Origin of the sequence: Bifidobacterium psychraerophilum, from assembly GCF_000741705.1 — a bacterium.
Classification (GTDB): domain Bacteria; phylum Actinomycetota; class Actinomycetes; order Actinomycetales; family Bifidobacteriaceae; genus Bombiscardovia; species Bombiscardovia psychraerophila.
This window is the reverse complement of record NZ_JGZI01000009.1, coordinates 718263-744627: the sequence shown is the minus strand read 5'-3', so window position 1 is coordinate 744627 and position 26365 is coordinate 718263. Positions and strand designations below refer to the sequence as shown.

The 26365-nt window shown below is 61.2% G+C and carries 22 protein-coding genes; 4 read left to right on the top strand and 18 right to left on the bottom strand.

Going from position 1 to position 26365, the window contains the following annotated elements; all coding sequences use genetic code 11:
- Window positions 1-121 precede the first annotated feature (121 nt).
- The 5 genes from BPSY_RS07085 to tyrS form a co-directional block, all read right to left on the bottom strand.
- A complete protein-coding gene (locus BPSY_RS07085) occupies window positions 122-970 on the bottom strand; it encodes a TlyA family RNA methyltransferase (RefSeq protein ID WP_274518465.1) in 849 nt (282 codons plus the stop codon).
- Window positions 951-1166 carry a hypothetical protein gene (locus tag BPSY_RS07080; RefSeq protein WP_033496571.1) on the bottom strand — a complete coding sequence of 72 codons (216 nt, stop codon included), beginning with the start codon at window positions 1164-1166 and terminating at the stop codon, window positions 951-953. Before BPSY_RS07080 ends, BPSY_RS07085 begins: the two co-directional genes overlap by 20 nt.
- Window positions 1167-1180: 14 nt before the next feature.
- On the bottom strand, window positions 1181-2293 hold the full coding sequence (locus BPSY_RS07075; RefSeq protein ID WP_033496572.1) for an HAD-IIA family hydrolase: 1113 nt from the start codon (window positions 2291-2293) through the stop codon (window positions 1181-1183).
- Window positions 2290-4236 (bottom strand): hypothetical protein, encoded by a 1947-nt coding sequence (locus BPSY_RS07070; RefSeq protein ID WP_051921791.1) that lies wholly within the window; start codon window positions 4234-4236, stop codon window positions 2290-2292. Before BPSY_RS07070 ends, BPSY_RS07075 begins: the two co-directional genes overlap by 4 nt.
- 79 nt (window positions 4237-4315) lie before the next feature.
- A complete protein-coding gene (gene tyrS, locus BPSY_RS07065; RefSeq protein WP_033496574.1) occupies window positions 4316-5638 on the bottom strand; it encodes a tyrosine--tRNA ligase in 1323 nt (440 codons plus the stop codon).
- Window positions 5639-5997: 359 nt separating this feature from the next.
- On the opposite strand from tyrS, the gene BPSY_RS07060 reads away from it, so the two are divergent.
- Entirely contained in the window at window positions 5998-7116 is a 1119-nt protein-coding gene (locus BPSY_RS07060) for a Gfo/Idh/MocA family protein (RefSeq protein ID WP_051921790.1), read from the top strand.
- Between the two features lie 67 nt (window positions 7117-7183).
- Here the strand turns inward: BPSY_RS07060 and BPSY_RS07055 are convergent, their stop codons facing one another.
- The 13 genes from BPSY_RS07055 to BPSY_RS06995 all read right to left on the bottom strand — a co-directional run bounded on the left by BPSY_RS07055 (window position 7184) and on the right by BPSY_RS06995 (window position 22606).
- The gene (locus tag BPSY_RS07055) at window positions 7184-7867 is read right to left on the bottom strand and encodes a pyridoxamine 5'-phosphate oxidase family protein (RefSeq protein WP_051921789.1); all 684 of its coding nucleotides are present in this window, start codon (window positions 7865-7867) and stop codon (window positions 7184-7186) included.
- Window positions 7868-7879: 12 nt separating this feature from the next.
- On the bottom strand, window positions 7880-9358 hold the full coding sequence (gene argH / locus BPSY_RS07050; protein ID WP_033496575.1) for an argininosuccinate lyase: 1479 nt from the start codon (window positions 9356-9358) through the stop codon (window positions 7880-7882).
- 120 nt (window positions 9359-9478) lie between these two features.
- Window positions 9479-10717, bottom strand: coding sequence for an argininosuccinate synthase (locus BPSY_RS07045; RefSeq protein ID WP_033496577.1), 1239 nt, complete (start codon window positions 10715-10717; stop codon window positions 9479-9481).
- 47 nt (window positions 10718-10764) lie between these two features.
- Window positions 10765-11379, bottom strand: a complete 615-nt coding sequence (locus BPSY_RS07040) for an arginine repressor (RefSeq protein WP_051921821.1) — start codon at window positions 11377-11379, stop codon at window positions 10765-10767.
- 64 nt (window positions 11380-11443) lie between these two features.
- Window positions 11444-12418, bottom strand: coding sequence for an ornithine carbamoyltransferase (gene argF, locus BPSY_RS07035; RefSeq protein ID WP_033496579.1), 975 nt, complete (start codon window positions 12416-12418; stop codon window positions 11444-11446).
- Window positions 12419-12505: 87 nt separating this feature from the next.
- A complete protein-coding gene (locus tag BPSY_RS07030) occupies window positions 12506-13795 on the bottom strand; it encodes an acetylornithine transaminase (RefSeq protein ID WP_033496581.1) in 1290 nt (429 codons plus the stop codon).
- Window positions 13782-14738: an acetylglutamate kinase gene (gene argB / locus BPSY_RS07025; RefSeq protein ID WP_033496583.1), complete on the bottom strand. Its 957-nt coding sequence runs from the start codon at window positions 14736-14738 to the stop codon at window positions 13782-13784. Before argB ends, BPSY_RS07030 begins: the two co-directional genes overlap by 14 nt.
- Before the next feature lie 54 nt (window positions 14739-14792).
- Window positions 14793-15962 (bottom strand): bifunctional glutamate N-acetyltransferase/amino-acid acetyltransferase ArgJ, encoded by a 1170-nt coding sequence (gene argJ / locus BPSY_RS07020; RefSeq protein WP_033496585.1) that lies wholly within the window; start codon window positions 15960-15962, stop codon window positions 14793-14795.
- Window positions 15959-17050: an N-acetyl-gamma-glutamyl-phosphate reductase gene (gene argC / locus BPSY_RS07015; RefSeq protein ID WP_033496728.1), complete on the bottom strand. Its 1092-nt coding sequence runs from the start codon at window positions 17048-17050 to the stop codon at window positions 15959-15961. Before argC ends, argJ begins: the two co-directional genes overlap by 4 nt.
- A 162-nt stretch (window positions 17051-17212) precedes the next feature.
- The gene (locus BPSY_RS07010) at window positions 17213-17737 is read right to left on the bottom strand and encodes a hypothetical protein (protein WP_051921788.1); all 525 of its coding nucleotides are present in this window, start codon (window positions 17735-17737) and stop codon (window positions 17213-17215) included.
- A 195-nt stretch (window positions 17738-17932) separates the two neighbouring features.
- On the bottom strand, window positions 17933-20551 hold the full coding sequence (gene pheT, locus BPSY_RS07005; RefSeq protein WP_033496587.1) for a phenylalanine--tRNA ligase subunit beta: 2619 nt from the start codon (window positions 20549-20551) through the stop codon (window positions 17933-17935).
- A gap of 7 nt (window positions 20552-20558) precedes the next feature.
- Complete coding sequence (gene pheS, locus BPSY_RS07000) at window positions 20559-21614, bottom strand: phenylalanine--tRNA ligase subunit alpha (RefSeq protein ID WP_193346436.1); 1056 nt, start codon at window positions 21612-21614, stop codon at window positions 20559-20561.
- Between the two features lie 77 nt (window positions 21615-21691).
- Window positions 21692-22606: a TrmH family RNA methyltransferase gene (locus BPSY_RS06995; protein ID WP_033496590.1), complete on the bottom strand. Its 915-nt coding sequence runs from the start codon at window positions 22604-22606 to the stop codon at window positions 21692-21694.
- 275 nt (window positions 22607-22881) lie between these two features.
- Here BPSY_RS06995 and BPSY_RS06990 point away from each other — a divergent pair, with 275 nt between their 5' ends.
- From BPSY_RS06990 to BPSY_RS06980, 3 genes are all read left to right on the top strand, one after another.
- Complete coding sequence (locus BPSY_RS06990) at window positions 22882-24540, top strand: ABC transporter permease (RefSeq protein ID WP_033496592.1); 1659 nt, start codon at window positions 22882-22884, stop codon at window positions 24538-24540.
- Between the two features lie 119 nt (window positions 24541-24659).
- On the top strand, window positions 24660-25433 hold the full coding sequence (locus BPSY_RS06985; protein ID WP_081884310.1) for an ABC transporter ATP-binding protein: 774 nt from the start codon (window positions 24660-24662) through the stop codon (window positions 25431-25433).
- Between the two features lie 230 nt (window positions 25434-25663).
- Entirely contained in the window at window positions 25664-26269 is a 606-nt protein-coding gene (locus BPSY_RS06980) for a superoxide dismutase (protein ID WP_274518464.1), read from the top strand.
- Window positions 26270-26365 lie beyond the last annotated feature (96 nt).

The window sequence follows — 26365 nt, the reverse complement described above, 5'->3', positions numbered from 1 at the left end:
ACGAGCATATGCCTACAGAGCAGTCGCCGTCATCAATCCTAATCGAAAACAGTCCGGGAACGGGGTGCGTGAAAGAAATCAGGGCTGTACACCAGCACTGGTACGCGGATGATGGAAGCGTTCAGAGGCTTCGATGCAGCCAGAGCAGGAACTCGACATTGCCGTGCGTGCCCACAATCGGGGATGGTATGCATCCCTCCACCGTGAAACCGTGGTCCTGTGCACATTGACGCACATGCTCGACGGATTGCAGCCGATTCGACTCATCGGTGACGATGCCATGCCTCCCCAACTGCTCGCGGCCCACCTCGAACTGGGGTTTGACCAGCAGCACGCAGTGCGTGTCCCCGCTCGATATCGCGGCGATCACCGGTATGACGTAGGTCAAGGAGATGAATGAGACGTCGGAGACCACGTAATCAGGCGCGAAGGGCAGCCGGGATCGGTCCACATCCCTGATATTCATGCCCTCGATGGCGATGACGCGGGGATCACGTCGCAGACGCTCGATGAGCTGTCCGTGACCGACGTCCAGTGCGACGACCGAACGCGCCCCGTTTCTGAGCAGCACATCGGTGAAGCCTCCGGTGGAGGCACCAATATCCAGACAGTTCCTGCCCGCCGGCGATGGCAGCCCCAAGGGCATGAAATGCTCCAAAGCCCCCAGCAATTTGTATGCCCCACGAGAGGCGTAGTCGTCGCCTTTGTCAAGGGTGATGGTGTCTGCGTCGAGCACCGGCTGGGATGCCTTCCTCGCGATGACGTCATTGACACGGACGGCATCCGCCTTGATCAGGCGCTGGGCCCTGCTCCGTGAATCCGCAAGCCCGCGCAGCACGATCGCCGCGTCGAGCCGCCTGACGTCATGCGCCGATGCATCGGCATCGCGGGTGCCGGACCGGGCTGCGCCGGCATGCTCGGAGTCTCGTCCCCCGGCGGATATGCGCCCTTCAGCTCCTGCGCTGGTCAAGATCATGCTCCAAGGTCTTCAGCACCGATGTGAACACGGATATCTGCCCATCGAAATCCTGTTCCACGACGCCCTTGAGTTCCGGGAACACGTCCTCGGCCCGTCCTTGAGGGCCCTTCGGCGTCGCATCCGAAGCGGCGGGGGTCTCGGCGTGGACTTCGCCCTCCGATTGGCCTGCTGCGCTGTACTCTGTCACCTTGCCCGCCTCGCCTAGCTGTCCAGCAGATCCGTCGGCAGGGTCAAGGACTGCGGGTCGATACCGGAGTCGGCCGCCTCCCATGCCGCACAGCACGCAGCGCGCAGGGCATCCAGACCATCGTCGATCCCGTCGACCGGTGATGAGGAATCCTGCTGCACGCCTGAATCCTGCACGTTTGAATCCTGCACTGATGCGAGTGTGCGCAGCCGCACCACGGTGCCTTCCAGCGAGGCCCGGAAGCCACGGCACTGCCATGAACCGTCATCAAGACGTACGGGCTGGGGATGCACGGTGTTCAGACCGCGCAGATCATAGGCTATGAAGGTGGGACGCTGAATCGCCGGGGCCAGCATGATCTGCCTGGGATCGGCGACGCCGGTAAGCACCACGAGGGAATCGTATCCCCCACGGTTCGCGGCCTCGATATCGGTATCCAGGCGATCGCCGACCGGCAGGGACTTCGCGACCGGCACGATATGCTCATCTCTGGAGAAGAGCACACGTGCCTCGTCATACATCGCGGATTCCGGTTTCCCGGCCGAGGACACCGGCTCCTTGCCTGTGGCCGCGATGACGGCGAGCTGCAAAGCGCCATTGCCCGGTGCGATGCCCTGCTCGCGAGGAATCGTCAGATCCCTGTTCGTCACGTAATACTCCGCACCGCCCTCGATGGCGTAGGCGGCCTGTGCCAGCTCATTGAAGGTCAGATCGGCATGCCAGGATTGCAGAACCGCGTCCGGATGCTTGTCGGCGTTGTCAACGACCTCGAAGCCCGCCTTGCGGACCTCGTCGCGCAGATGCTCCGCCCCGACGATCAAAACCTTCGAACCGCGCTCAAGCCTGCCCGCCAACATTCTGGCGGCGACAATCGCCGAGGTGATGATCTGATCGTCACCCAGCTTCAGGCCGAAACCCCGCAGTTGCTCCGCCACCGTGCTGGGGAAACGGGAGGGGTTGTTCGTCGTGTATGAGGCACGCATGCCGAGTCGCTCGGATGCCGCTATGCCCTGAGCGGCGTGCTCGATCGGGTTCTTGCCCCGGTACACCACACCGTCAAGATCCAACAGCGACAGGGAATACCCTGATGCGAGCGGCCCCTCGGTACCAAGCAGGTAACGGCTCATGCCCTGTTCCTCGGTCCATCATCCTCGACCTCGATGCCGATCTGTTCCATCTCCCGGTCGGAGAGCTTTTCCAGATCGTAGTCGACGGCCACATCCTGCGAGCTTTCCTCATCGTCCTCATCGGCATACTGGGCTTCGAGCTTCTCCAGCAGTGGCTCAAGCGCCAGCGCCTCCTCGCTCCGGCCGTTCTGCTCAAGGAAGTTCTGTTCGGCCTGGACGGCACGCATGCGGTATCCGCCGGAAAGCCCCTTGGCGAGGGAAAGCGTGTGCACCGTTTCGATGGCCTTGTCCCACAGCCCCAAATCACCCAAGGCCCCTGCATAGACCAGGAACATCTCCGCCTTGGAATCCCCGAGCAGCTGCTTCGACTCCTCCGATGAGGCCACATCGATGGCCTTGCGGGGGTTGCCCAGTCCACGCTCGCAGTCCGCGATGAAGGGCAGGTAATCAAGGTAGCCGTTCATGCGGTATGCGGTACGGAACTCACGCAGCGCAAGCTTGTAGTCACCCTGACGGTACGCGATGAAGGCCAAGGTCTCACGCGCGAGATCGATGCGGGAAGCCTGCCTGGCGATCCACTTCGCGTGTTCGAGCGCCAATTCGGGCTCGTCCTCCTCGATCGCGTATGCGGCGAGCATATGCAGGCCGACGTTCTCGGCATGCTCCTTGCTCAGGCCGCGCAGACGCTCCTTCTCCTCCTTGGAGAGCATCGTCCAATCCATGCCCTTGGGCATTTTGGGCTCATCGGGACGCCTGTCGGTATACGGATTCTGAGATGGGAAGGATATCGTGCCATCGGAGTTGCGACGTGGCTTATCAAGACGCTGGGCGTTATCGCCGGAAACGCGCTCATGGCTCTGATGCTCGTCATGACCGCGATAGCCGCCATGGCCCTGCCCCGCATCACGGCGTGGGCCGTTGTTGCGATCGCCGCCACGATGATCGTCATACCTGCGGGCCGAGTCGCGTGGAGCGCGATCGCGATGGTCGCCGGCGCCACGATGGTCATCGCCACCACGACGGTATCCGCCGTGCTGACCGCCACCGTGCTGCGAAGCACCCCTGCGCTCGTCATCATGCCTGAAACCGCCACGACGCTCATCGCCACCACGGTATCCATTACCGCGGTATCCGCTGCCACCCTCGCCGCTTCTGCTGCGCTGGCTGCGATGCTCGTCGTCGCCACGACCGCGGAATCCACGGTCGGAATCCCTCTTCTCGAAGTCGCGCTTGCCGAAATCACGGCGAGGACGGTACCCTTCACGGCCTTGTCCTCCACGCGCACCGTCCGAACGACGATCGTTGCCACGCTGTCCGTAGGAACGATGCTCACCGCCACGCCCCTCGCCATCACGCTTGTCGAAATCGCGACGGGGACGATACCCCTCACGGCTCTGCCCGCGCCTGTCGCCATCCCTGCGCGCCCCTGAACGCTGGCCCTCGGAACGGTTGCCACCGAAGCTGCGTTCGCCGGACCTGCGGTCCGAGAAACTGCGGTTACCCGATCGCTGGTCGCCATCACGACGCTGGTAGCTGCGGTGCTCACCACCGCGGTTCTCGGCATCACGACGTGGACGATATCCTTCACGGCTCGAAGAGGAGCCACGACGCTGACCATCCGAACGCCTGTCATTGCTGTCGCGACGCTGATAGTCCCTTCTGTCCCCACGTCCTTCGGATGATCCATAGGACTTGGAGCCGTCACGCTGCGAACGGCGTTCCGCGCCATCGGAGTGGAAGCTCGAACGCTTGCCTTTGTAGGATGATGACGAGCCACGCTTGTCACCCGAAGCCCTGTATCCGCCTGAAGATCTGCGTTCTCCGGAAGACCTGTGCTCCCCGGAAGACCTGTGGGCATTGCCCCGGGAATACCCTCCCTGTGAGCGGTTACCGTGCGAGCGGGATTGTCCGCCGCGTGACTCGGAGCTGCCTTCGTCTGCCATATCTATCCTTATCCTCATTAATCCTCGTATGTCATCGTATGGCATACGTCATGGCCCAGCATCCTGGACCTTGCGTCCTTCAGGAACGCTCAATCGCGCCGAGGGCCTTCTTGCCTCGACGTATCAGTGCAAATCTCCCGTGAAGAAAATCGTCTTCCCCGAGCACGGCTTCGCCGTCCTCCACGCGCTGGTTGTTCAGGTACACGCCACCCGATGCGATGGTCTTGCGCGCCTCCGAAACGGAACGGAACAGACCAGCGGCAACAGCCGCATCCACAATACGGTCGCCGTTATGCGCATGGGCGAATTCCTTGCTCCCATCCTCGGCGCTTATCTTCAGGCCGTCCAAAGCGCCTTCAAGCATCGCTTCGTCAACCTCTTTGATATCCCCGCCTCTGCCGAAGAGCGAGGATGAGGCGTCGATCGCCTGCTGCGCCGCCTGCTCCCCGTGAACGAAGCTGGTCACCTCCCAGGCCAGCACACGCTGCGCCTGCCTGGCACCAGGTTCATCCGACACCAGCCGCTCAAGCTCCCCGATGCGATCCTTCGGCAGGAAGGTGAAGTACTTCAGGAGTTTGACGACCTGGTCGTCAGGCTGGTTGAACCAGAACTGGTAGAAACGGTACGGGCTCAGCATCGTCGGGTCGAGCCAGATCGCGCCGCCCTCAGACTTGCCGAACTTCTTTCCCTGGGCATCGGTGATGAGCGGGCTGGTCATCACATTGACGGTGGCCCCGCGCACCTTGCGGATCAGATCAAGACCGGAAGTCAGATTGCCCCACTGGTCGTTGCCTCCGATCTGCAGCTTGCAGCCATACTCGTCGAAGAGGTGGAGATAGTCATTGCCCTGGAGCACCTGGTAGCTGAACTCGGCGAATGAGATGCCCTCATCGGAGCTGAGTCGCTTGGCCACGGTCTCCTTGCTGAGCATCGTGCCCACACGGAAATTCTTGCCGACATCGCGCAGGAAATCGATGACGGACATCGTCGAGGTCCAGTCGTAGTTGTTGACGAAACGCAGTGCGTTGTCGCCCTCCGTATCGAGGAATCGGCCTATCTGGGTTTTCAGCTGTTTGACCCAGCCTTCGACCACATCCTTCGGATTCAGTTTGCGTTCGCCGGACTGGCGCGGATCGCCGATAAGACCGGTGGTGCCACCGACCAGGGCCAGGGGACGATGACCGGCCGCCTGCAGGTGACGCATCACCAGAAGCTGCACCAGATTGCCGATGTGCAGGGAGGGTGCCGTAGGGTCGAAACCGCAATAATAGGTGGTTGGCCCGCTTTCGAGTGTTGTGCGCAATTCCTGCCTATCGGTGGATTGCGCGATCAGTCCTCGCCATTCGAGCTCATCAAGGACGGATGCAAAACCCGCTTCCCTGAAATTTCTCACCTGAGACATATCGCTGTTGCCGTACCCTTTCCTGTTATCAAACGATGGTCAATAAGCACCATTTTCGCCACTTAAGTCTGACAGGAGACACAGACACATGGCGCCCGGATGGATAAGCGCCCCACACCGATGGCGGAAGTTCGTTCCAACGGCTCATCTTCCATCCTTCTGCGGCGACTTTCAACCCACACCATCAGCAGGTAGACTGCCAGAAAAGACAGCAACGGACTGATCGATGGGGATCACACGCGGATGCGGGAATCCGTTCAACGCATCCGTGGATGAGCATCAGTCGCTTTCTTGCGGATCGGATGGCTCGCCAGCCGCTTCACATCGGGCATCCTCCCCAGACAAGGCAGGAGACAGCAATGACGCGTAGCAGAGTGGGTGTGGTTGGTGTTGGATCAATCAGCGACATCTTCATTTCGAATATGATCAAGCGCTTCCATAATTTGGATGTGGTGGGATGCACGGCCCGCAACGCCGACCACGTCAGGGCAAAGGCCGAACAGTTCAACATCAGGGCCATGACGATGGATGAGATGTTCGCCGATCCCACGATTGACATCATCGTCAATCTGACACCAACGCCGGTCCACTACCAAATCATCAAACGAGCCTTGGAATCAGGGAAACACGTGTATACGGAGAAATCCCTCACCGACAACTACCCCCAGGCGAAAGAACTGGTGCTCCTCTCCGAGGAGAAAGGTCTGAGGCTGGGATCCGCCCCCGACACCTTTCTCGGTTCCGGGGTGCAGACCGCGGTGGCTGCGGTCGAGAACGGCATGATCGGCGAGGTGACGGGCTTCTCCGTGATGCTCAACCGAGGACTGGAACTACTGTACGAAACCCTGGCTTTCATTCGGCAGCCCGGAGGGGGAATCGGCTACGACTATGGCATCTACGCCTTGACGGCGTTATTCTCCATCCTCGGTCCCGCGGCCGAAGTGTGCGGATTCAGCCAGACGAACAGGCCTGTGCGCAGATACCAATTCGAAACCGCCCCACCACACGAGGACAGCTACACGATTGAAAACGAGAACGTGATGGCGGCGGCGATCAGGATGCGCAGTGGCGTGTTGGGCTCCGTGACCTTCAACGGCGACAGCGCCTTCCCGGACAGACCGTATATCTCGATACAGGGCACCAAAGGCCTTCTGCAACTGCCTGACCCGAATCAGTTCGGGGGCAATGTGATCTTCACCCAGGGGGTCACCGACCTCGGCAGCATCGGCACAGCCGGTGATCAGGACCCGATATTGCCTGTCCACCACCGCTACGCGGAGGATTCCAGAGGCATCGGCGTTGCCGAGATGGCGAAGGCCATTGAGGAGCACCGGCCTCATCGCGCCTCTGCAACCCTCGCCACGCATCTGTTGGAATTGCTGGATGGCATTGTCTCCAGCAGCCAGTCACAACGATATGCGCGGATGGAAAGCACTTTCGACAAGCCGGAAGCGTTGACGGGTCAGGAGATATTCTGATCGCCGCGCACGATGCCGGAATATGAGTACGATTATCGCGGCAATACCCTTGCCTGCTGCGCGCTTATCACATGTGATGGCGCGGTGCGGGCTTGGGGTGGTGTTTGGCGGTGAAATAGTCGGCCTCCACCTGCCATACGGTGACCGTGGCGAGCTGCCGCTCGGTGAAATGGATGTTCGGCATATGGGCCTGTTTGCCCATCAGAGCGGCGAGTCCCTCGCCCGCCCGGGCCGGATCCTCGACGACACTGGCCTTGCCGGTGCCGATGATCGAGGTGAATGATTCACTCCAATTGCAGGCCGTGCGTCCCTCGATCAGCTCGCAGTCGCATTCCATTTCGAAGGCGACATCAAGGGCGTTGCCCGCCGCACGGATCGCGTCGATCTTGCGGCCATGCAGGGCCGAATGCATGAAGAGGGTCAGACCCGCCTGCGCCGGCGTCGAATCCGAAGCAGGCTCCGAAGCCGAATCCGAAGCGGCGTCCGAAGCGGGTGCCGCTGACGGCTGCGGCACGTAGACGTAGCCGAAATTGACCGGGACGATACTCAGGCCCTCGGCGTCCTGGTAGGCGATACGGACGATGTCGCAAGCATCCAGTATCTCCCGTATCTGCGCGGGATCGAAGACCTCACGGTCGGCCCTGCGCATGCTGCGATGCTGACCGGCACGCGTGATTTCGTCATCCAGGCGTATGGATGCCGGCTTGGCCGGAACACTGCGCGTATTCGCCTGCGGTACGGCATCGGTCATGGCACTCTCCGATCAGTGGAAATTCTTGTATGCGCTGCCATCGCTTGTCGATGCGGCGAAGGAGACGAGTTCACGGAGCTGTTCCTGAGCGGCCGCGATCTGCTCCCTCACACGCTCCGGGGCGGTGCCGCCCTGGCCATTGCGCGAATCCGCGGAACCTTGTGCCGAAAGCACCGCGCGCACATCGGCGGCCTGTTCGGCGGGCAGGAAATCCTTGAAGATATCCGCGAAGTCGTCATCACGTAAATCCCAAAGCTCCTGATCGCGGCCTTCGGCGAGCTTCACGCACGCTCCGGAAAGCTCATGCGCATGACGGAAGGGAACGCCCTGCTTCACCAGCCACTCGGCGATATCCGTCGCCAGGGCGAAGCCTGTCGGGGCTTCGGCCGCCAGACGCTCATGATCGAAGCTCATCGTCGCCACCATGCCACTGAAGGCGGGAAGCAGCACTTCCAAGGTATCGACCTGGTCGAAGACCGCTTCCTTGTCCTCCTGCAGATCACGCGCATAGGCTGTCGGCAGGCCTTTGAGCGTGGCGAGCAGACCAGTCAGATCGCCTATCAGGCGACCGGCCTTGCCACGGGCCAACTCGGCGATGTCCGGGTTCTTCTTCTGCGGCATAATCGATGAGCCTGTGGAATAGGCGTCATCCAAGCGCACGAAGGCGAACTCCTGGGTGTTCCAGATGATGATCTCCTCGCTGAGCCGCGAGATATCGACGCCGGCCATCGCCGCCACGAAGGCGAACTCCGCAACGATATCCCTTGCGGCCGTGCCGTCTATGGAATTATCGCTCACCTTGGAGAATCCCAATTCCTTCGCGACCGCCTCGGGATCCAGACCGAGCGTATTCCCCGCCAAGGCCCCCGAACCATAGGGGCTCGCATCGGCGCGCTTGTCCCAATCGACCAGACGCTGCACATCCCGCAACAAGGGCCAGGCATGTGCCATCAACTGGTGCGCGAGCAGAACGGGCTGGGCATGCTGCATATGGGTGCGTCCCGGCATCACCGCATCCCCGGCAGCCTGGGCCTGCTGGATCAGGGCCGACACGAGATCGAGCAGCAACGAAGCCACCACCCGGGAATGACGACGCAGCCACATACGGATAAGCGCCGCGATCTGGTCGTTGCGGGAACGTCCTGCGCGCAGCTTGCCGCCGAGCTCATCCCCCGCGATGGCCAGCAGGCCGCGTTCCAAGGCGGTCGCCTCGTCCTCATCGGATTCCTGCGGCTGGAAGCTGCCGTCATCGACCTGACGTTGCAACTCGTCAAGCGCGGACTCCATATCCTCCAGCTCACCACCGCTGAGGAGCCCTGCACGACCGAGCGCACGCGCATGGGCGCGTGATCCGGCGATGTCGTCATCCGCCAGACGCCAATCGAATTGCGTCGATTTGCTCAGCAACGCCAGTTCGGCGGAAGGTCCCGAGGTGAAACGTCCACCCCAAAGCGCAAGCCTGCCTTCATCATGCTGTGATTGCTCGGTCATGGATCACTCCTCATCATGCTTGCATCGTGCTGCCGCACAGTGGCGGCGGCAGCACCCCATCTTGCGCCCGGTCGAGACCGGGAGCCATTCCAACACCGGTGGCTGCCGGAATACCGGAAACTACTTGACTTCGCCCTGCGGGACCTCGACGGCGTTACCGAAACGGACGTCGCGCGCCGCGGCCACCTTGCTCGGCAGGCCGTAGATCTCGATGAAGCCGTTGGATGCCTTCTGATCGAAGGAATCGCCGGATTCATAGGTCGCCAGGCTGTAATCGTAGAGCGAGGAATCGGAACGGCGACCGGTGACCACCGCGCGGCCTCCATGCAGCACCATCCGCACTTCACCGGAGACGTATTCCTGGGTGTCCTTGATGAATGCCGTCAATGACTTCACAGCCGGTGAATACCACTGTGCGTCATAGACCAGCTCGCCCCAGCGCTTGTCGATATCGCGCTTGATGCGGTGCTGTTCGCGTTCGAGGCAGCAGTTCTCCAGCTCGTCGTGGGCGGTGATCAGTGCGATCGCACCAGGTGCTTCATACAGCTCCCTCGACTTGATGCCGACCAGACGGTCTTCGATCAGATCGATGCGTCCGATGCCCTGCGCACCCGCACGGCGGTTCATCTCCTCGATGGCCTGCAGAGGGGTGACCTCATGCCCGTCGATCTTGACGGGAATACCCTTCCTGAACTCGATGACCACTTCATCCTCGACCGGCGGGAATGCCGGATCGTCGGTGTAGGAGTAGACGTCCTTGGTCGGGCCGTTCCACGGATCCTCAAGATACCCAGTTTCGATGGCCCTGCCCCAGACGTTCTGGTCGATGGAATACGGGCTTTTCTCGGTCTGCTCGATCGGCAGCTTGTGCTCCTTGGCGTAGGCGATTTCGACATCGCGCATCAGACCAAGGTCACGGATCGGGCTGATGGCCTTGAGCGTCGGATCGATGGACATGATCGACACCTCGAAGCGGACCTGATCGTTGCCCTTGCCGGTGCAGCCGTGGGCGATGGTGTCCGCCCCGAACTGGTGGGCGGCACGGACCAGGTGCTTGGTGATCAGCGGGCGTGAGATGGCCGAGACCAAGGGATACACACCCTCGTACATGGCGTTCGCCTGCAGTGCAGGCATGCAGTATTCATTGGCGAATTCGTCGCGGGCGTCCACAATGTAGGATTCGACGGCACCGCAGGCCAGAGCGCGCTCCTTGATCGTTTCGAGACGCTCTCCACCCTGGCCGACGTCAAGGGAAACGGCGACGATGTCCTTGCCGGTCTGATCCTTGAGATACGGGATGGCGACTGAGGTATCAAGACCTCCTGAGTACGCCAGAACGATGCGATTCTTGTTGGTCATTGCTGCCCTTTCTTCATTATGGTTCAAGTGTTGCAAAAGATGCAGACTCAGTCGAGTGGGTCGTCATCCTGTGCGGATTCGTGTTGAGTTCTGTTGCTGCGGGGCGATTCCCCGCCCGAGGCGAGCGCCAGCAGCCAGGAGGCCTTCTGCACGGCGGTGTCGCTGTCGCTGGTGATGGCCATAACCGTGTCATCGCCCGCAATCGTGCCCAGGATGCCGGGGATCGGCTGACGGTCGAGCACACTGGCCACGTACTGCGCCGCCCCTGAGGGGGTGTGCACGATCACCAGGTTCTGCGCCGAGGCGACCGAGGTCACCAGGCCGGAGAGCACGCGGGACATATGCTGTTCCACCTTGCTCATCTCCGCCCTCAGCGGCACGCTTTCCTCGCTTTCCGGAAGGGCGCCGAGCGCCGGACCGTCCTGCAGTCCGGGCACCGTGTAGGAGATGCCACCGTCCGCATTGCGCACCTTCATCGCATGCATCTCGTCCAGATCCCTGCTCAGTGTGGCCTGTGTGACCTCAATGCGCTGGGATGCCAGCACCGCCGCCAGTTGCTGCTGAGAGGTGATCACGTATTGTGACAGCACTTCCTGAATCGCGCTCTGCCGTGCCGTCCTCGTTGTGGGACGTTGCAGCGGCATCTGATCCTCCGCGCTCATCGTTGCACCTCCTTGCATTCCCGTATTCCGTTCCTGTGCCTGGTGGCTTCGGCCACCGGTGGGATCACTCGCCTGCGTGCAGCAGCGAGGGGTCTTCACGCTGCTGGGCGATCAGCCAGGTCAGCAGCGCCTTCTGCGCGTGCAGACGGTTCTCCGCCTCATCCCAGACGACCGATTGCGGGCCGTCGATCACCGTGGAGGTGACCTCCTTGCCGCGATACGCCGGCAGGCAGTGCTGGAACAGCGCATCCTTGGCAGCCAGACCCATCAGGTGGTCATTGACCTGATACTTCCAGAAGGGCTTGGACCGTGTGGCGTACTGGCTTTCCTCACCCATCGAGACCCAGGTGTCGGTGAAGATGCAATCGGCCGAGCGGACCGCCTCCTCCGCATCGGTGGTGACCAGTATGGAACCACCGTTGCTCTTGGCGATGGCCTCCGCATCCGCGACGATCGCAGGATCGGGCAGATAGCCGTATGGGCCTGCAATGCGTACATGCATGCCTGCGGTGGCTCCGGCGAGCAGGTAGGAATTCGCCATATTGTTGGCGCTGTCGCCCAGATAGGCGATCGTCTTGCCTGCGAGCTCGGATACACCGCCCCGATGCTGGGCGATGGTCAGGAAGTCGGCCAGCACCTGGCAGGGGTGGAATTGGTCGGTCAGCGCATTGACGACCGGCACCGTGGCGTAGCGTGCCATCTCCTCGACGCGTTCCTGCCCGAAGGTCCTCCAGACGATCGCCGAGGTCATACGGGTCAGCACCCTGGCGGTGTCCGCAACGGGTTCGCCGCGTCCGAGCTGGGAGCCGCCCTTGTCGATGATCAGGGGGTACCCGCCGAGTTCGGCCACACCGATCGAAAAACTCGAACGCGTTCTGGTGCTGGGCTTGTCGAAGAGCACGGCAACGGCCTGCGGCCCTTCGAAGGGGCGCGAGAACAGACGGTTCTCGCGGAAACGCATGCCCAGCTCCAATATTTCAAGCTGTTCGTCATGCGAGACGTCATCATCCCTGAGCATGTGCCTGAGTTGACCGGTCATCTCTTCTCCTTATTGTTCTTCTCAACTTCCACGTGTTTCATCCCGACTGTCCCGGGCCTGCACCCGAGGAGACATGTCGAGCTGTGTCTAGTCATCCTTCAAATCATCAGGCATCCCGGACAGGATGCCGACGCCTGTTTCGATGTCCTGCGAGCTGACCACCAGCGGCGGGGCGAATCTGAGTGCGTCCGGCGCGACCGCGTTCACGATCAGGCCTCGTTCCAGGGCCCAATCCACGGCGGCGTGCGCGCAGGGATGCGAGAGCTCGACGGCATCGAGCAGACCGCGGCCCCGTGCGGACACGAACAGCGGGTTGCCGCTATTCGAGAGGGCATCGCGCAGCTGCGCACCCCTCTCCTCGGCGTTATCAATCAGGTGCTCGTCCTCGATCGCGGTCAGTGTGGCCACACCCGCGGCCGCAGCCAAAGGATTGCCCGCGAAGGTGGAGCCGTGCGAACCCGGTGTGAACAGTGCGCTGAGCGACTCTCCGAATGCGATCAGACCACCCATCGGGAAGCCTCCGGCCACGCCTTTGGCGAAGGTCACCGCATCGGGGATCACGCCACCGCTCAGATCCTCGCGCTGGAAAGCGAACCATGCGCCGGTGCGTCCGATGCCGGTCTGCACCTCATCGAAGATCAGCAAGGCCCCGTACTCATCGCACAGTGCGCGCACGCCCTGAACGTATTCCGGATTCATTGCCCTGACCCCGGCCTCGCCCTGGATCAGCTCCATGATCACCGCGGCGACCGGGCCCTTGCCGTATTTGCCTTGGCCCGTCCTGCGGAAGGCCTCGCGCATGGCTTCGATGTCCCCCGACTCGGCGAATTCGATATTCGGCACCAAGGGTGCGAAGGGTTCCCTGATCGCAGGCTTCCATGTGGCGCTCAGGGCACCCAGGGTCCTGCCGTGGAAACCATGCGTCAATGCGATGATGCGGGCATCCTTGCCGCCGAGATGGGGCGTGGCCCCCGGCAGGGTACGTCCGTAGAGTTTGGCCAGTTTCAGCGCGGCCTCGTTGCCTTCGGCACCCGAGTTGCCGAAATAGACATGGGAGCCCTCCGGCGCGCCGGCCTTGTCGATCAGCATCCGCGCAAGGGAGATCTGCGCCTCGCTGGCGAAGTAGTTGCTGATATGGGCCATCTTCCCGGCCTGCTCGGCCACCGCCGCAACCCATTTCGGATGCGCATAGCCGAGTGAATTGACCGCTATGCCACCCAGGAAGTCCAGGTATTCATTGCCGTCGACATCCCAGACATGGGCGCCCTTGCCATGATCGAGAACGCGCAGCGGCTTTCCGAAGACGTGCATGTGCACATCCTGGTATTCGCCGAGCCAGTGATTCCCCTCAGACCCGACCTCTTCAAGCGATTTCATACGAACTCCTCATTTCGATGCCATCCTCGGGCACCACCATCGTGCCGATTCCGGCGGTTGTAAAGATCTCGTTGAGCAAGGAATGCGGCTTGCGGCCATCGATGATGTGCGACTGTTCCACGCCACCATCCAATGCTCGCACACATGCCTCCATCTTGGGGCGCATGCCTGTTTCCAGATCGGGCAGCATATCCCGCAGATTCTCCACGCCGATCCGCCCTATCAGCGAATTCTTGTCGGGCCAATCCGCATACAGCCCATCAACATCGGTCAGTATCAGGAATTTGCGGGCACCGAGCGCGGCGGCGAGCGCGGCCGCCGCCGAATCGGCGTTGACGTTCAGCACCTGGGTGGCGTCATCCTCATTCGGTGCCACCGAGGACACCACGGGGATCCTGCCCGCATTGATGATGTCCTCCACCGCGGAGGCGTCAACGCTGACCACGTCGCCGACCAGACCGATATCCGTGGCCTTGCCGTCGATGATCGGTTTGCGCTGCATGGCGGAGAACAATGCCCCGTCCTCGCCGGAAAGCCCGACGGCATAGGGCCCGTGCGCATTGATCAGTCCGACGAGTTCACGGGAGACCTTGCCGGTGAGCACCATACGCACCACATCCATCGCCTCGGGTGTGGTCACACGCAATCCGCCACGGAACTCGGATTTGATGCCGAGGGCCTTCAGCATGCTTGATATCTGCGGTCCTCCCCCATGCACCACAACGGGGTGAAGCCCCACCTGGCGCAAGAACACCATATCTTCTGCGAAGCATCGCTTGAGGTGGTCGTCGACCATCGCGTTGCCACCGTACTTGATGACCACACGCTGTCCCGAGAATTCCTCAAGCCAAGGAAGCGCCTCGATCAGCACCTCCGCCTTCTGGTCAGCGCGAAGATCGGTGTGCACATCGAAGTGGAAACCCGGTCCCTTTACTGGAGTCATTGCATTCACCTATTTCCGATTGTCTCGACTTACCGAATGATTGTACGGTTGCGATCAGGATTCGTAGTCCGAATTGATATGCACGTAATCCACGGTGAGATCATCCGTCCATATGGTCCCCTGCGCACTCCCCGCATGCAGGTTCACCGTAATGGTGACCTCCCGTTCCTCCATTGTGACCAGTGAGCGTGACTCGCCCGGCTTGCCGCCGTCGCACACCCTCACACCGTTGATATCGACGGTCACCTCATTCGGGTCGTACGGGGCCACGGACTCGGGAACCGTGCCGAGGGAGGACACGACCCTGCCCCAGTTGGGATCGTTGCCCGCGATGGCGCATTTGAGCAGATTGGATCCCGCGATCGCACGGGCGCAGGTCAAGGCCGCCTCTTCCGAGATGGCACCCTCGACGGTCACATTCACATCATGGGAGGAGCCTTCCCCATCGCCCACGATCTGGCGGGCCAGCGAAGCGCATGCCTGGCTGAGCAGGGATGTGAACTCCTTGGCATCGGCCTCAACACCCGAGGCACCGGATGCCAGAAGCAGCACGGTGTCGTTGGTCGACATGCAGCCATCCACATCAATGCGATCGAAGCTCGTGCCGGTGGCCTCACGCAGGGACTGCTGCGCCTGTTCGCTGCTGATGACCGCGTCGGTGGTGATGACGCAGATCATCGTGGCCAGCTGCGGGGCGATCATTCCTGAGCCCTTGACCATGCCGCCCATGTGGTATCCCGATCCGTCGAGTGTGACGGTTTTGGGATTGGTGTCGGTGGTCATGATCGCGTGTGAGGCATCGCTTCCGGCCTCCTCGCTCTCGGCGAGCTGTCCGAAGGCGTGATCGACGCCCTGCAGGACGTTGTCCAGGGGAAGCAACTCCCCGATGAGACCGGTCGAGGCGACGGCGACCTGCTCGGCATCCACACCGAGTTTCGAGGCCATCGCGGCCGCGGTCCGGGCGGACTGATCGTATCCCGCCTGGCCGGTGCAGGCATTGGCCCCACCCGAATTGACCACCACGGCCTTCAGATGACCATCCGCCACCGCTCCGCGTGACCACTGGACAGGTGCCGCGCAGAAGCGGTTCGAAGTGAACACGCCGGCCGCCACATCAAGAGGACCCTGGTTGGTGACCACGGCCAGGTCTTTCTTCCCTGCGATCGATGAGATTCCGGCCGGTACCCCGGCTGCGGCGAATCCCTGTGCATATGTGACGCTCATGGCGCTACTCCTATCATTGTCAACCCGTTCATTTCAGGTATGTTCATCGCGATGTTCAAGGACTGCACGGCCTGTCCTGCCGTACCTCGGTTGAGATTGTCGATGGCCGCGAAGGCCAGGAGTCGTCGGGCCTTGCGGTCGATGGCGACCTGGAGGTGGGCGGCGTTGGAGCCGATCACATTGGCGGTCGCAGGAAGCACTCCCGAGGGCAGCACCTGGATGAAATCCTGCCCTGCATAGGCCTGTTTCCAGATCTCCCGGATCCCGTCCTCGTCCATATCCATCGCCTTGTCGTTCAGCGGTGCCGAGACGCTGGCGAGGATGCCCCTCGACATCGGGGCGAGGATCGGCGTGAAGGACAGCAGGATGTTCTCGTCCTTACCGCCCGCATGGGAGGCATGGCCAAGATTCTGCAGGATCTCGGGAATATGGCGATGCGTTCCGCCGACCCCATAGGGTGTAGCGGATCCCAGGGCCTCCGCGGCGAGAAGATTCGTCCGCTTCAGGCTTTTCCCGGCTCCGGAATATCCCACGACCAGATTGGCGACGATCTCCTGCGCATCGACGAGTCCCGCGACCAAGGCGGGTTGCATGGCCAGGGTGACTGCGGTCACATTGCAGCCGGGGCCCGCTATTCTCTTCGCGCCGACGAGGGATTCACGCTGCCGCACATATGCGCCCTCGGCGTCCTTCCCGACGATGAGTTCGGGCATGCCATAGGTCCAGTGCTGATAGAAGCGGCCGCCGTAGTATTCGTCCCAGGCCTGCTGCTGCTCCAAACGATGGTCGGCCCCCAGGTCCACAACGACCGCATCGGGATCGAGTTGGCTCGCCAGGGCGCCTGAAGCACCATGCGGCAAAGCCAGGATGATGACATCATGCCCGTTGAGCACCTCGGGTGTGGTGTCCTCGACGATGAGATCACCAAGCTGCGGGATATGCGGCATATGCTTCGCGAGTCTGTCGCCTATCGAGGAATGACCGGTCACACAGGTCACTGTGAAGTCAGGGTGGGCAGCAAGAATCCTGAGCGCCTCACCGCCCGCGTAGCCTGTTGCACCGGCAACGGCAACTGAGAATTGCGTCATGGTCATGCTCCAAATCGATGTCCGACATATCAAGACATCATTGAGCATACTCTTTATGCATGATTGTGCATAATTATGCATAAGCGTGTCGCGGGCTTCGTATTGCGCAGCTCAGCGACACTGTGCAGCGCACGCCTCGGCGCACGCAAGGCCAAGTCGGGTTCAGGCCGAGATCGAAGAACCCGTGCCAGTGGATGTGGCCCAGCTCGCCATCATGGAAAGCAGATCATTCGTCGTTATGCCCATCATCACCATAACCACCATCATGATGAGCTCGATGACCGCGATGACCACTGCGGCGATGGCAAGACCACGGCCCTTCATATGGAAGACCGTCGTGCGGTAGATCGCGATGCCACCGAGAATGGCGGGCAGCACCGGAAGCGTCAGGAAGGTCATGATGAAGGCGACGATGGCGTAGGGGTCCCAGCGGCCATACACCGGGTTCTGATTGGGGTCGTCAAGGTTCACGCCGTTGAGCATGCGCGGCTGACCCTTGCCGCCGGTTATCTGCGGTTGGCCCTGCCGTCCCTGCATGCCCTGACCGTTCGCGGGCCGTGCACCGGCCTGCCCCCGGTTGAATGCCGTTGCGGCGGTCGGAGCGCCCTGTGGCTGATCCGTCTTCGGACTCTCCACTTCGGGCTCACCATACACATAGGGATTCCAACCGGGGTACTGGCTCTTCATCGCACCATACTGCGGCGATACGCGCTGGCCATACTCCGGACGTGCCGGGTCGGAGGCCCGTTGGGGATCGGGGGCATTGCGAACGGCCCCGGCATCCGAGGGCGACGCGTCCCGACGCGGATCTTCGCCCGGGATACGTCCATTACCCTCGTTGTTCTCGTTGCTGTTCGTAGTTGCCTCCTCCGTTGCGGGCTTTCAGGCTCTGAGTTGTGCTCCCAATTGTGCCGCTTGTTCCACAATTACACCACGCAGATGCTCGCTGTCCTCCGCACCAAGGGTTTTCACTGGTGAGCGGAATGTGACGGCGAAGGCCAGGGACTTCACGTCCTCGCCGAGCTGCGCTCCGGTGAACACATCGAAGAGACGGATCGATTCCAAGTCGTCACCGGCGGCCTGAGCTATCACATCCTGCAGCTGCTGCGCCGTCACCGAGCGGGGAACCGTAAACGCCAGATCCTGATGGACCGGGGGAAATGCGGATATGGGCTTGGCCTGCACGGGCGCATCCTCCAACGAGGAGGACACCGCCGTGAAATCAAGCTCAAAGGCCGCACTGTGTGCGGGAAGCCCAAGAGCGGCATTCACCTTGGGATGGAATTCACCGACCGTGCCCACAACACTGCCGTCAGAAAGCAGGATCTGCGCGCTTCTTCCCGGATGCCAGGAGGGCCCGATCTCGTCGGGATCGGCCTGATTGAGACGCAACTGCGCACCCAAACGGTCTGATATTCGGTGCAGGACCTCGACCGCATCGCTCCAATCGACGGGGCGCTTCTCGGAGAGCCAACCCGCGTCCTCGGCATCACCGGTCAGGATTCCGGCGACATGGGTCGGCTGCTCGGGCAAACCGGCATCCAGTGCGGCCAGCTCATCGTCCGAAGGACGCACACCACCGGGGAGGGCGGGTATCGCAGGCGCCTGCTCATCCCACAGGAACACGCGTCCGACCTCATAGATGCCGACGTTCTGCAAGCCTCTTCTGATGTTGCGCTGCACGGTCAGGGCGAGCGTCATCAGCAGCGATCTGCGCAGATAGGGCCTGTCCCCCGCCAGCGGGTTCTCCAACTCGACGCTTGAATGTTTGATCCGCTCCGCATCGACTCCGAAGGCCTTGAAGTCCTCATCACCCACGAAGGGATAGCTGAGGGTCTCCACCAGACCGTATTCCGCCAGGGTATTCGCCACCCAGCGCTGCCTGCGCTGCGTGGCATCCAAACCACTGGTGCCCAGAACAGGGGCCGAAGGCACGACCACCGGTATGTTGTCATAGCCGACCAGTCGCGCGACCTCCTCGACCAAATCGCAGGCCTGAGTAAGATCGGGCCTCCACGTTGGCGGTGCGACGGTGAACTCACCGTTGCCGCCACCACCGAGCCTGCAACCGATGTCCGCGAGTATCTCGGAGATCCGGTTGAGCTCGCAGTCAAGACCCGCAAGGCGCTTGACCTCACTGGCCTTGAAGTGGATGTCCCTGGGCTTGACCGTGTTGTCAAGATCCTTGGGCTCATGCGAGGCCTCACCCGAACCGTAGCGGGTGAGCATCTCCACAGCCTCCTGTACCGCGGCGGGCTGAAGCTTCGTGTCCACGCCACGTTCGAACCTGCGCGAGGCCTCCGAAGGGATCTTGTGCCTGCGTGCGGAACGGGCGATGGAGATCGGGTCGAAGTGTGCGGCCTCGATGAGTATGTTCTTGGTCTCCGCGGTGACCTCGCCGTACATGCCGCCCATAACGCCGGCCAGGCCGAGAATCCTTGAGGAACGCTCGCCATTCGGCGAATCCGTGATGAGCAGGTCCTCGGGGCTCAGTTCATGCTTGCGCCCGTCGAGCGTAAGCAGCTCCTCGCCCTCATGGGCGCGGCGCACCACGATCGGAGGTGCGATTTTATCCAGATCATAGGCGTGCAGCGGCTGCCCGAGGTCGAGCATCACATAGTTGGTCACATCCACCGGCAATGAGATCGGACGCATACCGGCACGGATCAGCCGTCTGCGTACCACATTCGGCGTGCGAGCCTCGGTGTCGACATGATGGATGGCCCTGGCGTAGTAACGGTCACAGCCGACGACATCATGGATCGGATTGTCGTCCTCGATCTCAACCTCCACATCAGGCTGGTACGAGGGATCCACTTCGGCAGCGGCGATGTCAGGAACCACCCGGTTCAGCTGCTTCACCGGATCGGTGAAAGCGGCGCCGGTGGAATTGTGGTATTCACGGGCGATGCCACGGTACGAGAAGGCGTATCCGCGATCCGGGGTGATGTTGATCTCCAGAATCGGATTGTTCAGGTGCAGCAGGGCGATGGCGTCATCACCGGGCTTCAGGGCCTCGTACTCGTCCTCGCTGAAACCATGCTCGCGCAGCAGGATGATGCCGTCATGGCTGTCCCCTATGCCCAGTTCGCGTTCGGACGCGCACATGCCATCGGAGACATGGCCATAGGTCTTACGCGGTTCGATGCGGAAATCACCGGGCAGCACGGCTCCGGGAAGCGTCACCACGACCTTTTCGCCAGCCGCCATATTCGGGGCGCCGCACACGATGCCGCGCGGCACCGGATTGCCCTGCTTGTCCTTGTCGTTGAATGCATCGCCGACATCCACATGGCACCAGTTGATGGTCTTGCCGTTCTTCTGCGGTTCGGGTGTCGCATCCACGACGTATCCGACGACGATCGGCCCGGTCACCGAGGAACGGTGGATCATCTCCTCTTCGAGTCCGACTCGCACCAGATCGGCGGCAAGCTGCTCGTAGCTCAGATCCTCCGCAAGCTTGACGTGGTCCGACAGCCAATCAATATCAACCATAGGCATGGTCTAATCACTCCCCCATCACAAACTGTTCGCTGAACCGCACATCGCCCTCGACCAAGTCATGCATGTCGTTGATGTCATGACGAAGCAGCAGCGTACGTTCCATGCCGACCCCAAAGGCGAAACCGGAGTATAGGTCCGGATCGATCCCCGCCGATCTGAGCACATTGGGATTCACCATCCCGCAGCCGCCCCATTCGATCCAACCGGGTCCACCCTTCTTGTCGGGGAACCAGAGATCCATTTCCGCACTCGGCTCGGTGAATGGGAAGTACGAAGGACGCAGACGTGTTTTCGCGCCTTCGCCGAACATGGCGACCGCGAGTTTGTCGAGCACGCCCTTGAGATCAGCCATCGTCAGATGCTTATCGACCGCTATGGCCTCGCACTGATGGAACACGGGTGTATGCGTGGCATCAAGCTCATCGGTTCGGAACACGCGTCCCGGGCATGCCACATACAGCGGAACGCCGCGCTGCAGCAGCGACCTCGCCTGGACCGGAGAGGTGTGCGTGCGCATCACCATGTTGGATCCCACGAAGCCGGCCGCATCCTTGGCCTGGTTGCCCTTGACGTAGAAGGTGTCCTGCATCTGCCTGGCAGGATGGTCCGGGCCGAAGTTCAACGCGTCGAAGTCATACCATTCGGCTTCCACTTCGGGCCCCTGGGCGATCTGCCAACCCATCGAGACGAAGAAATCCTCGACATCCTCAAGCAGCTTCGCCAAAGGATGACGGGCGCCCAAGGGGCGGCGGTTGACGGGCAGCGTCATATCCACCGTCTCCTCCGCCAAAGCCTGCGCCTCGGCGGCCTCACTCAGCTCATGCTCCTTCAGGGACAGGGCGCGACCGAAGTCGGCACGCAGCCCACCCATCACCTTGCCGGCTTCCTTCTTCTGGTCCTTGGGAAGGGATCCGATGGCCTTGCTCGCCTGCGTCATCGCGGAATCCGAACCTGCATACTGCGACCTCAAGGATTTGAGCTCCTGCAGATCCGAGGCCTCCTGAATTTTACTGATGCCGATCGCGACTTCCGCAGATACAGCTTCGGCGTCGAATGTCACATCATTTGCCAACTTGGACCTTCCTTCATCTGTCCCCGGAGAGCTCCGAAACAGCCTTTTTCCAGCGTTTACCGACTTCAAATTCTTTCAATATGACTCGACATAGCCACAGTGTGCAATAATATCGCAGCACTGGTGGCGAGATTCAGCGATTCGGCCTTGCCATACATCGGTATGCACACGCTACGGTCGACCTGTTTGAGTATCGATTCGGGAAGACCGCGGGCCTCGTTGCCGAAGAGGAAGGCGTGGGGCTGCACGCCATCGAGCTCGCCCTGCTGGATGTATTCGGGCAGGGGCATGGCCGGACGCCCTTCCAGTCCATAGACATCGGCGGCGACCACCTTCGCATGGATGCTCTTCGTCCATTGCATGAATTCCCTGGTGCTCATGGTGAGCACGGGAATATGGAACAGGGAGCCGACGCTTGAACGCACCACTTTAGGATTCAGGACATCGACGCAATCGTCGACGAACACCACGGCGTCGCAGCCTGCGGCATCCGCAGCCCTGATCACGGTCCCCGCATTGCCGGGATCCCTGATCTGCCAGAACGCCGCGACCGTCGCACCTTCGGCGAGAGGCACATCCTCGGCATCGACCCTCATGGCCGCCAGATCGGCGACGGCGACAATGCCCTGGCTGTCGGTGCTGATGCGTTGCATGACCCGCGAGGTCACATGGTGCACATAGATGTCGTATGCCTGGGAATCCGCCTCAAGCCTTTCCACAACCGTCGAAAGGGGGCGCGCCTGTTCCGTCTGCGCCTGCTCCCCCTGTGCCTGTTCCCCCTGTGCCTGTCCTCCCGCGCGCACCTCCACGAACAGATCGCCGATGATCTCGGGCCTGTAGGCGATGGCCTCCCTTACGGCCTGGGGACCTTCGATGCAGAAGCGACCGTACTCCTCGCGGCGTTTACGGGAGGAGAGGTCGCTGACCTTGCGGATGCGGTCGGCCTTGGGGTTGTCAATGATTCCTGAATGAATGGGCATGCCTCAACTCTATAGGCAGACAGGCCCACGCAGCGCTGCCGGGCGGGCGGGACGCAACACATCGGTGTCCGCCGCCATGCCATTCGCCGTGCCCCGGCATGCCCTCCGTCATGCACGCCACCGCTCTGTTCACAGCGCATTCACAGAAATACCGCAGAAAAAACGCAGAGCCGACTCAGTACTCTGCCACATCCGTGCGCTTGTATGTGCATTACGGGGCGATGTACCTCAGGCATGTTGACCCGTCCACTTCACACAAACGATTAAGGATTGCAATGTTCGTGTTCAAGAATGCTTGGAAAAGTGTTATACGCAACAAAGGGCGCAACATACTCATCGCCATCATCGTGGCGATCATCGCAGCAGCCGCCACAATTGGTCTTTCCATACGACAGTCGGCGAATACGGCTAGAGAAACGGGCCTTGAAAACACGAGCGTTACAGGGCAGATAAGCGTCGACAGAAGCAAGCTGATCAATGCTTCCAGCACCAGCAGCTCGTCGAGCAGCGGCAGCCAACCCGACTTCAGCGCAATACGCGAGGCCCTCAGCGACAAGGAACTCTCGCTGAGCGACTATCAGAAATACGCGAAGCTGAGCTCAGTCTCCTCGTCGTACTACACCGAAACCACCTCGCTGGCCGAAACGGACTCCTTCCAGCCGGTCTCAACCACATCCAGTTCAAGCTCAAGCTCCAGTTCAAGCTCAGGCTCCTCCGACTCGAATGCCCAGCAGCCAGGGGGCGGCATGGGTGGCGGTATGGAGAGCACCACAAGCTCCGGGGACTTCCAGCTCGTCGGCTTCTCTTCCGATGAAGCCGTCAAGAACGCTTCGAACGGCAGCTTCACCATGACCTCCGGCGAGGTGTTCGACTACACCACATCCTCCGACAAGCAGGTCATCATCTCCAAGTCGCTTGCCGACTTCAACAACCTCAAGGTCGGCAGCACCATCACGGTCGCGAGCGCCACCGATTCCAGCAAGACCTACAGCCTCAAGGTCGTCGGCATCTACAAGAACACCACCGAGTCAAGCACCTCCACGGGTGGCCCCGGCGGCGGTTCCACCGCGAATGATGCGGCCAACGCGATCTACACCTCGGTTTCCACACTCAAGGCGCTCGGACTTGACGCCTCAAGCAAGGTGACCACAACGGATTCGTCGGGCAACAGCACATCGAGCGCGGCGGCACAGATCAGCTACACCTATGTGTTCAACGACGAGAGCTCATTCAAGAGCTTCAAGACACAGGCCAAGAAGGCCGGTCTGAGCAGCGACTACACCGTTTCCTCGGCCGACGTCGAGGAGTACGAATCCAGCCTGATCCCTCTGAACAACCTCTCCCAGTTCGCACTCACACTGCTGCTGATAGTCCTCGGTGTGGGAGCCGTCGTTCTGATCGTGCTCAGCCTCTTCAACGTCAGGGAACGTAAATACGAGGTCGGTGTGCTCACCGCCATGGGTGTGAAGAAATCGAAGGTGGCGGCGCAGTTCGCGATCGAGCTGCTGATCGTCACGATGATCGGACTCGGTATAGGAGCCGTCGCCGGCGCAGCCACCTCGGTGCCCGTATCGAATCAGCTTCTTGCCAGCCAGGTCGCGCAGCAGGAAAGCGAGACGAGCAGCCAGCAGGCGCAGTTCGGACGAGGTGCGGCAGGTCCGGGCACCTCAAGCGGTTCAAGCTCAAGTTCCAGCAGCTCAGGCTCAGGAACGGGCTCAGGGACCCAGGCGGCTGCCCCGACCCAAGGTAACGGCGGAGGGCAGTTCGGCGCCCAGGCTGTTGATTACGTCTCTTCGGTCAATTCGACGGTCAGCCTCTCGATGGTCGGGCAACTCATACTGATAGGACTCGGCTTGACACTGCTTTCGGCACTGGTCGGGGTGATATTCGTCATGAGATACGAACCGCTGCAGATCCTCGCCGATCGCTCATAGCCATCGCGATCCCGGTGAATCGTCGGGCATCGGCCTGATTCATCCGGCACTGCAGCACACTCATCAGCACAGCACACTCATCAGCACAGCACACTCATCAGCACAGCAAGGATAGGAACATGAGTTCGGTAACCACAGATACCGCGAACACACAAGAAGAGGCACAGGGCAAGGATGCGGCACCGCAGCAGCCCGTGACCCTGGAATTGAAGCAGGTCTCATACGCCTACACCAAAGGCGGCAAGAAGGTGCTTCACGACATCAGCTACGCATTCCGCAGCGGTGCCGTCTACGCCATCACAGGACCGTCGGGCGCAGGAAAGACGACGCTGCTCTCCCTGATCTCAGGACTCGCCTCCCCCACGGACGGACAGGTGCTGTATCAGGGGAAGGATCTGGCCAAGCAGAATCGCTACGATTTCCGCAGCCACGATATCGGCGTGATCTTCCAGAGCTTCAATCTGCTCCCGGCGCTCACCGTCAGCGAGAACATCGTGCTCTCGATGGACGCCTCGGGCAAGACCTTCGACGCCCCCAAGAAGAAGATCGCCGAGGAACTGCTCAGCGAGGTGCACCTTCCTGCGGAATACGCGAATGAGCGCATCCTGCATCTTTCAGGTGGCGAGCAGCAGCGTGTGGCCATCGCACGGGCGTTGAGCTACGATCCCGAGGTCATCGTCGCCGACGAACCGACCGGCAATCTCGATCTGAGCACGCAGAACGACATCATGGACATCTTCCGCAATCTCGCCCATGACCACAACAAATGCGTCATCATCGTCACGCACAGCCCCGAGGTCGCCCAGCGTTCCGATGAGGTGTTCCAACTCGCGCCTCTGCGCAGGCGTCCCGCAGCCAAGAAGAAGGCCGCGACACCCAAGCACCACGCCTGATCCGAGTAGCGTCGCGGGGCCCGGTCGTCATCAGCCGTTGAGCGAATTGTGGCTTAGGTCACTCATTCTTTCAGCGCAATTTTGGCGCCCAGGCCCCGCAACGCTACTAGGCTTGGGGTATGAGCCGAAACGGTCCGGCTCAGGAAGAGCAGCAACAAGACAGCATAGATTCAGATAGGCGGGAAACTACCCGCAAGACGATCAGGAGGCGCGAAATGCCCGAATATACTTTGCCAGAACTTCCTTATGATTACTCGGCGCTGGAGCCGTTCATCTCGGGTAAGATCATGGAACTCCACCATGACAAGCATCATCAGACCTATGTCACAGGTGCCAACAAGGCGTTGGAGCAGATCCATGATGCGGCGGAGTCAGGCAAGGTCGAGAATTCCAATCTGTATGAGAAGAATCTTGCCTTCAACCTCGCAGGACACAAGAACCACACGATTTTCTGGAAGAACCTCGCACCTTCCAACGGCCAGGAGCCGGAGGGTGAGCTCAGGGCCGCCATCGATGACCAGTTCGGTTCCTTCGAAGGCTTCAAGACCTATTTCGCATCCATGTGCGCAGGCATCCAGGGTTCGGGATGGGCCGTGCTCGCCTGGGATTCACTGGGTGAGAAGCTGGTTACCCTGCAGATGTACGATCACCAGGGCAATCTGCCGGTCACCGTATTCCCGCTGGTACTGCTCGATCTCTGGGAGCATGCCTACTATCTCGATTACCTGAACGTCCGTCCTGATTACGTCAAGGCATGGTGGAACGTCGTCAATTGGGAGGACGCCGCCGCTCGTTTCGACGAGGTACGTAATCTGAACACCACACTCGCGCGTTAACATTCGCGCGCTTCCTTTGGGGGAAGGGCACCGCACGCTTCAGGCGTACGGGATGACGAAGGCCCGGCAGACTGATGGTCTGCCGGGCCTTCGTGC

Excerpts from the sequence above, each read along its gene's own strand:
- BPSY_RS07075 (WP_033496572.1), bottom strand. The coding sequence starts at position 2,293 with ATGAGCCGTTACCTGCTTGGTACCGAGGGGCCGCTCGCATCAGGGTAT.
- BPSY_RS07070 (WP_051921791.1), bottom strand. The coding sequence starts at position 4,236 with ATGGCAGACGAAGGCAGCTCCGAGTCACGCGGCGGACAATCCCGCTCG.
- tyrS (WP_033496574.1), bottom strand. The coding sequence starts at position 5,638 with ATGTCTCAGGTGAGAAATTTCAGGGAAGCGGGTTTTGCATCCGTCCTT.
- BPSY_RS07060 (WP_051921790.1), top strand. The coding sequence starts at position 5,998 with ATGACGCGTAGCAGAGTGGGTGTGGTTGGTGTTGGATCAATCAGCGAC.
- BPSY_RS07055 (WP_051921789.1), bottom strand. The coding sequence starts at position 7,867 with ATGACCGATGCCGTACCGCAGGCGAATACGCGCAGTGTTCCGGCCAAG.
- argH (WP_033496575.1), bottom strand. The coding sequence starts at position 9,358 with ATGACCGAGCAATCACAGCATGATGAAGGCAGGCTTGCGCTTTGGGGT.
- BPSY_RS07045 (WP_033496577.1), bottom strand. The coding sequence starts at position 10,717 with ATGACCAACAAGAATCGCATCGTTCTGGCGTACTCAGGAGGTCTTGAT.
- BPSY_RS07040 (WP_051921821.1), bottom strand. The coding sequence starts at position 11,379 with ATGAGCGCGGAGGATCAGATGCCGCTGCAACGTCCCACAACGAGGACG.
- argF (WP_033496579.1), bottom strand. The coding sequence starts at position 12,418 with ATGACCGGTCAACTCAGGCACATGCTCAGGGATGATGACGTCTCGCAT.
- BPSY_RS07030 (WP_033496581.1), bottom strand. The coding sequence starts at position 13,795 with ATGAAATCGCTTGAAGAGGTCGGGTCTGAGGGGAATCACTGGCTCGGC.
- argB (WP_033496583.1), bottom strand. The coding sequence starts at position 14,738 with ATGACTCCAGTAAAGGGACCGGGTTTCCACTTCGATGTGCACACCGAT.
- argJ (WP_033496585.1), bottom strand. The coding sequence starts at position 15,962 with ATGAGCGTCACATATGCACAGGGATTCGCCGCAGCCGGGGTACCGGCC.
- argC (WP_033496728.1), bottom strand. The coding sequence starts at position 17,050 with ATGACGCAATTCTCAGTTGCCGTTGCCGGTGCAACAGGCTACGCGGGC.
- BPSY_RS07010 (WP_051921788.1), bottom strand. The coding sequence starts at position 17,737 with ATGAAGAGCCAGTACCCCGGTTGGAATCCCTATGTGTATGGTGAGCCC.
- pheT (WP_033496587.1), bottom strand. The coding sequence starts at position 20,551 with ATGCCTATGGTTGATATTGATTGGCTGTCGGACCACGTCAAGCTTGCG.
- BPSY_RS06995 (WP_033496590.1), bottom strand. The coding sequence starts at position 22,606 with ATGCCCATTCATTCAGGAATCATTGACAACCCCAAGGCCGACCGCATC.
- BPSY_RS06990 (WP_033496592.1), top strand. The coding sequence starts at position 22,882 with ATGTTCGTGTTCAAGAATGCTTGGAAAAGTGTTATACGCAACAAAGGG.
- BPSY_RS06985 (WP_081884310.1), top strand. The coding sequence starts at position 24,660 with ATGAGTTCGGTAACCACAGATACCGCGAACACACAAGAAGAGGCACAG.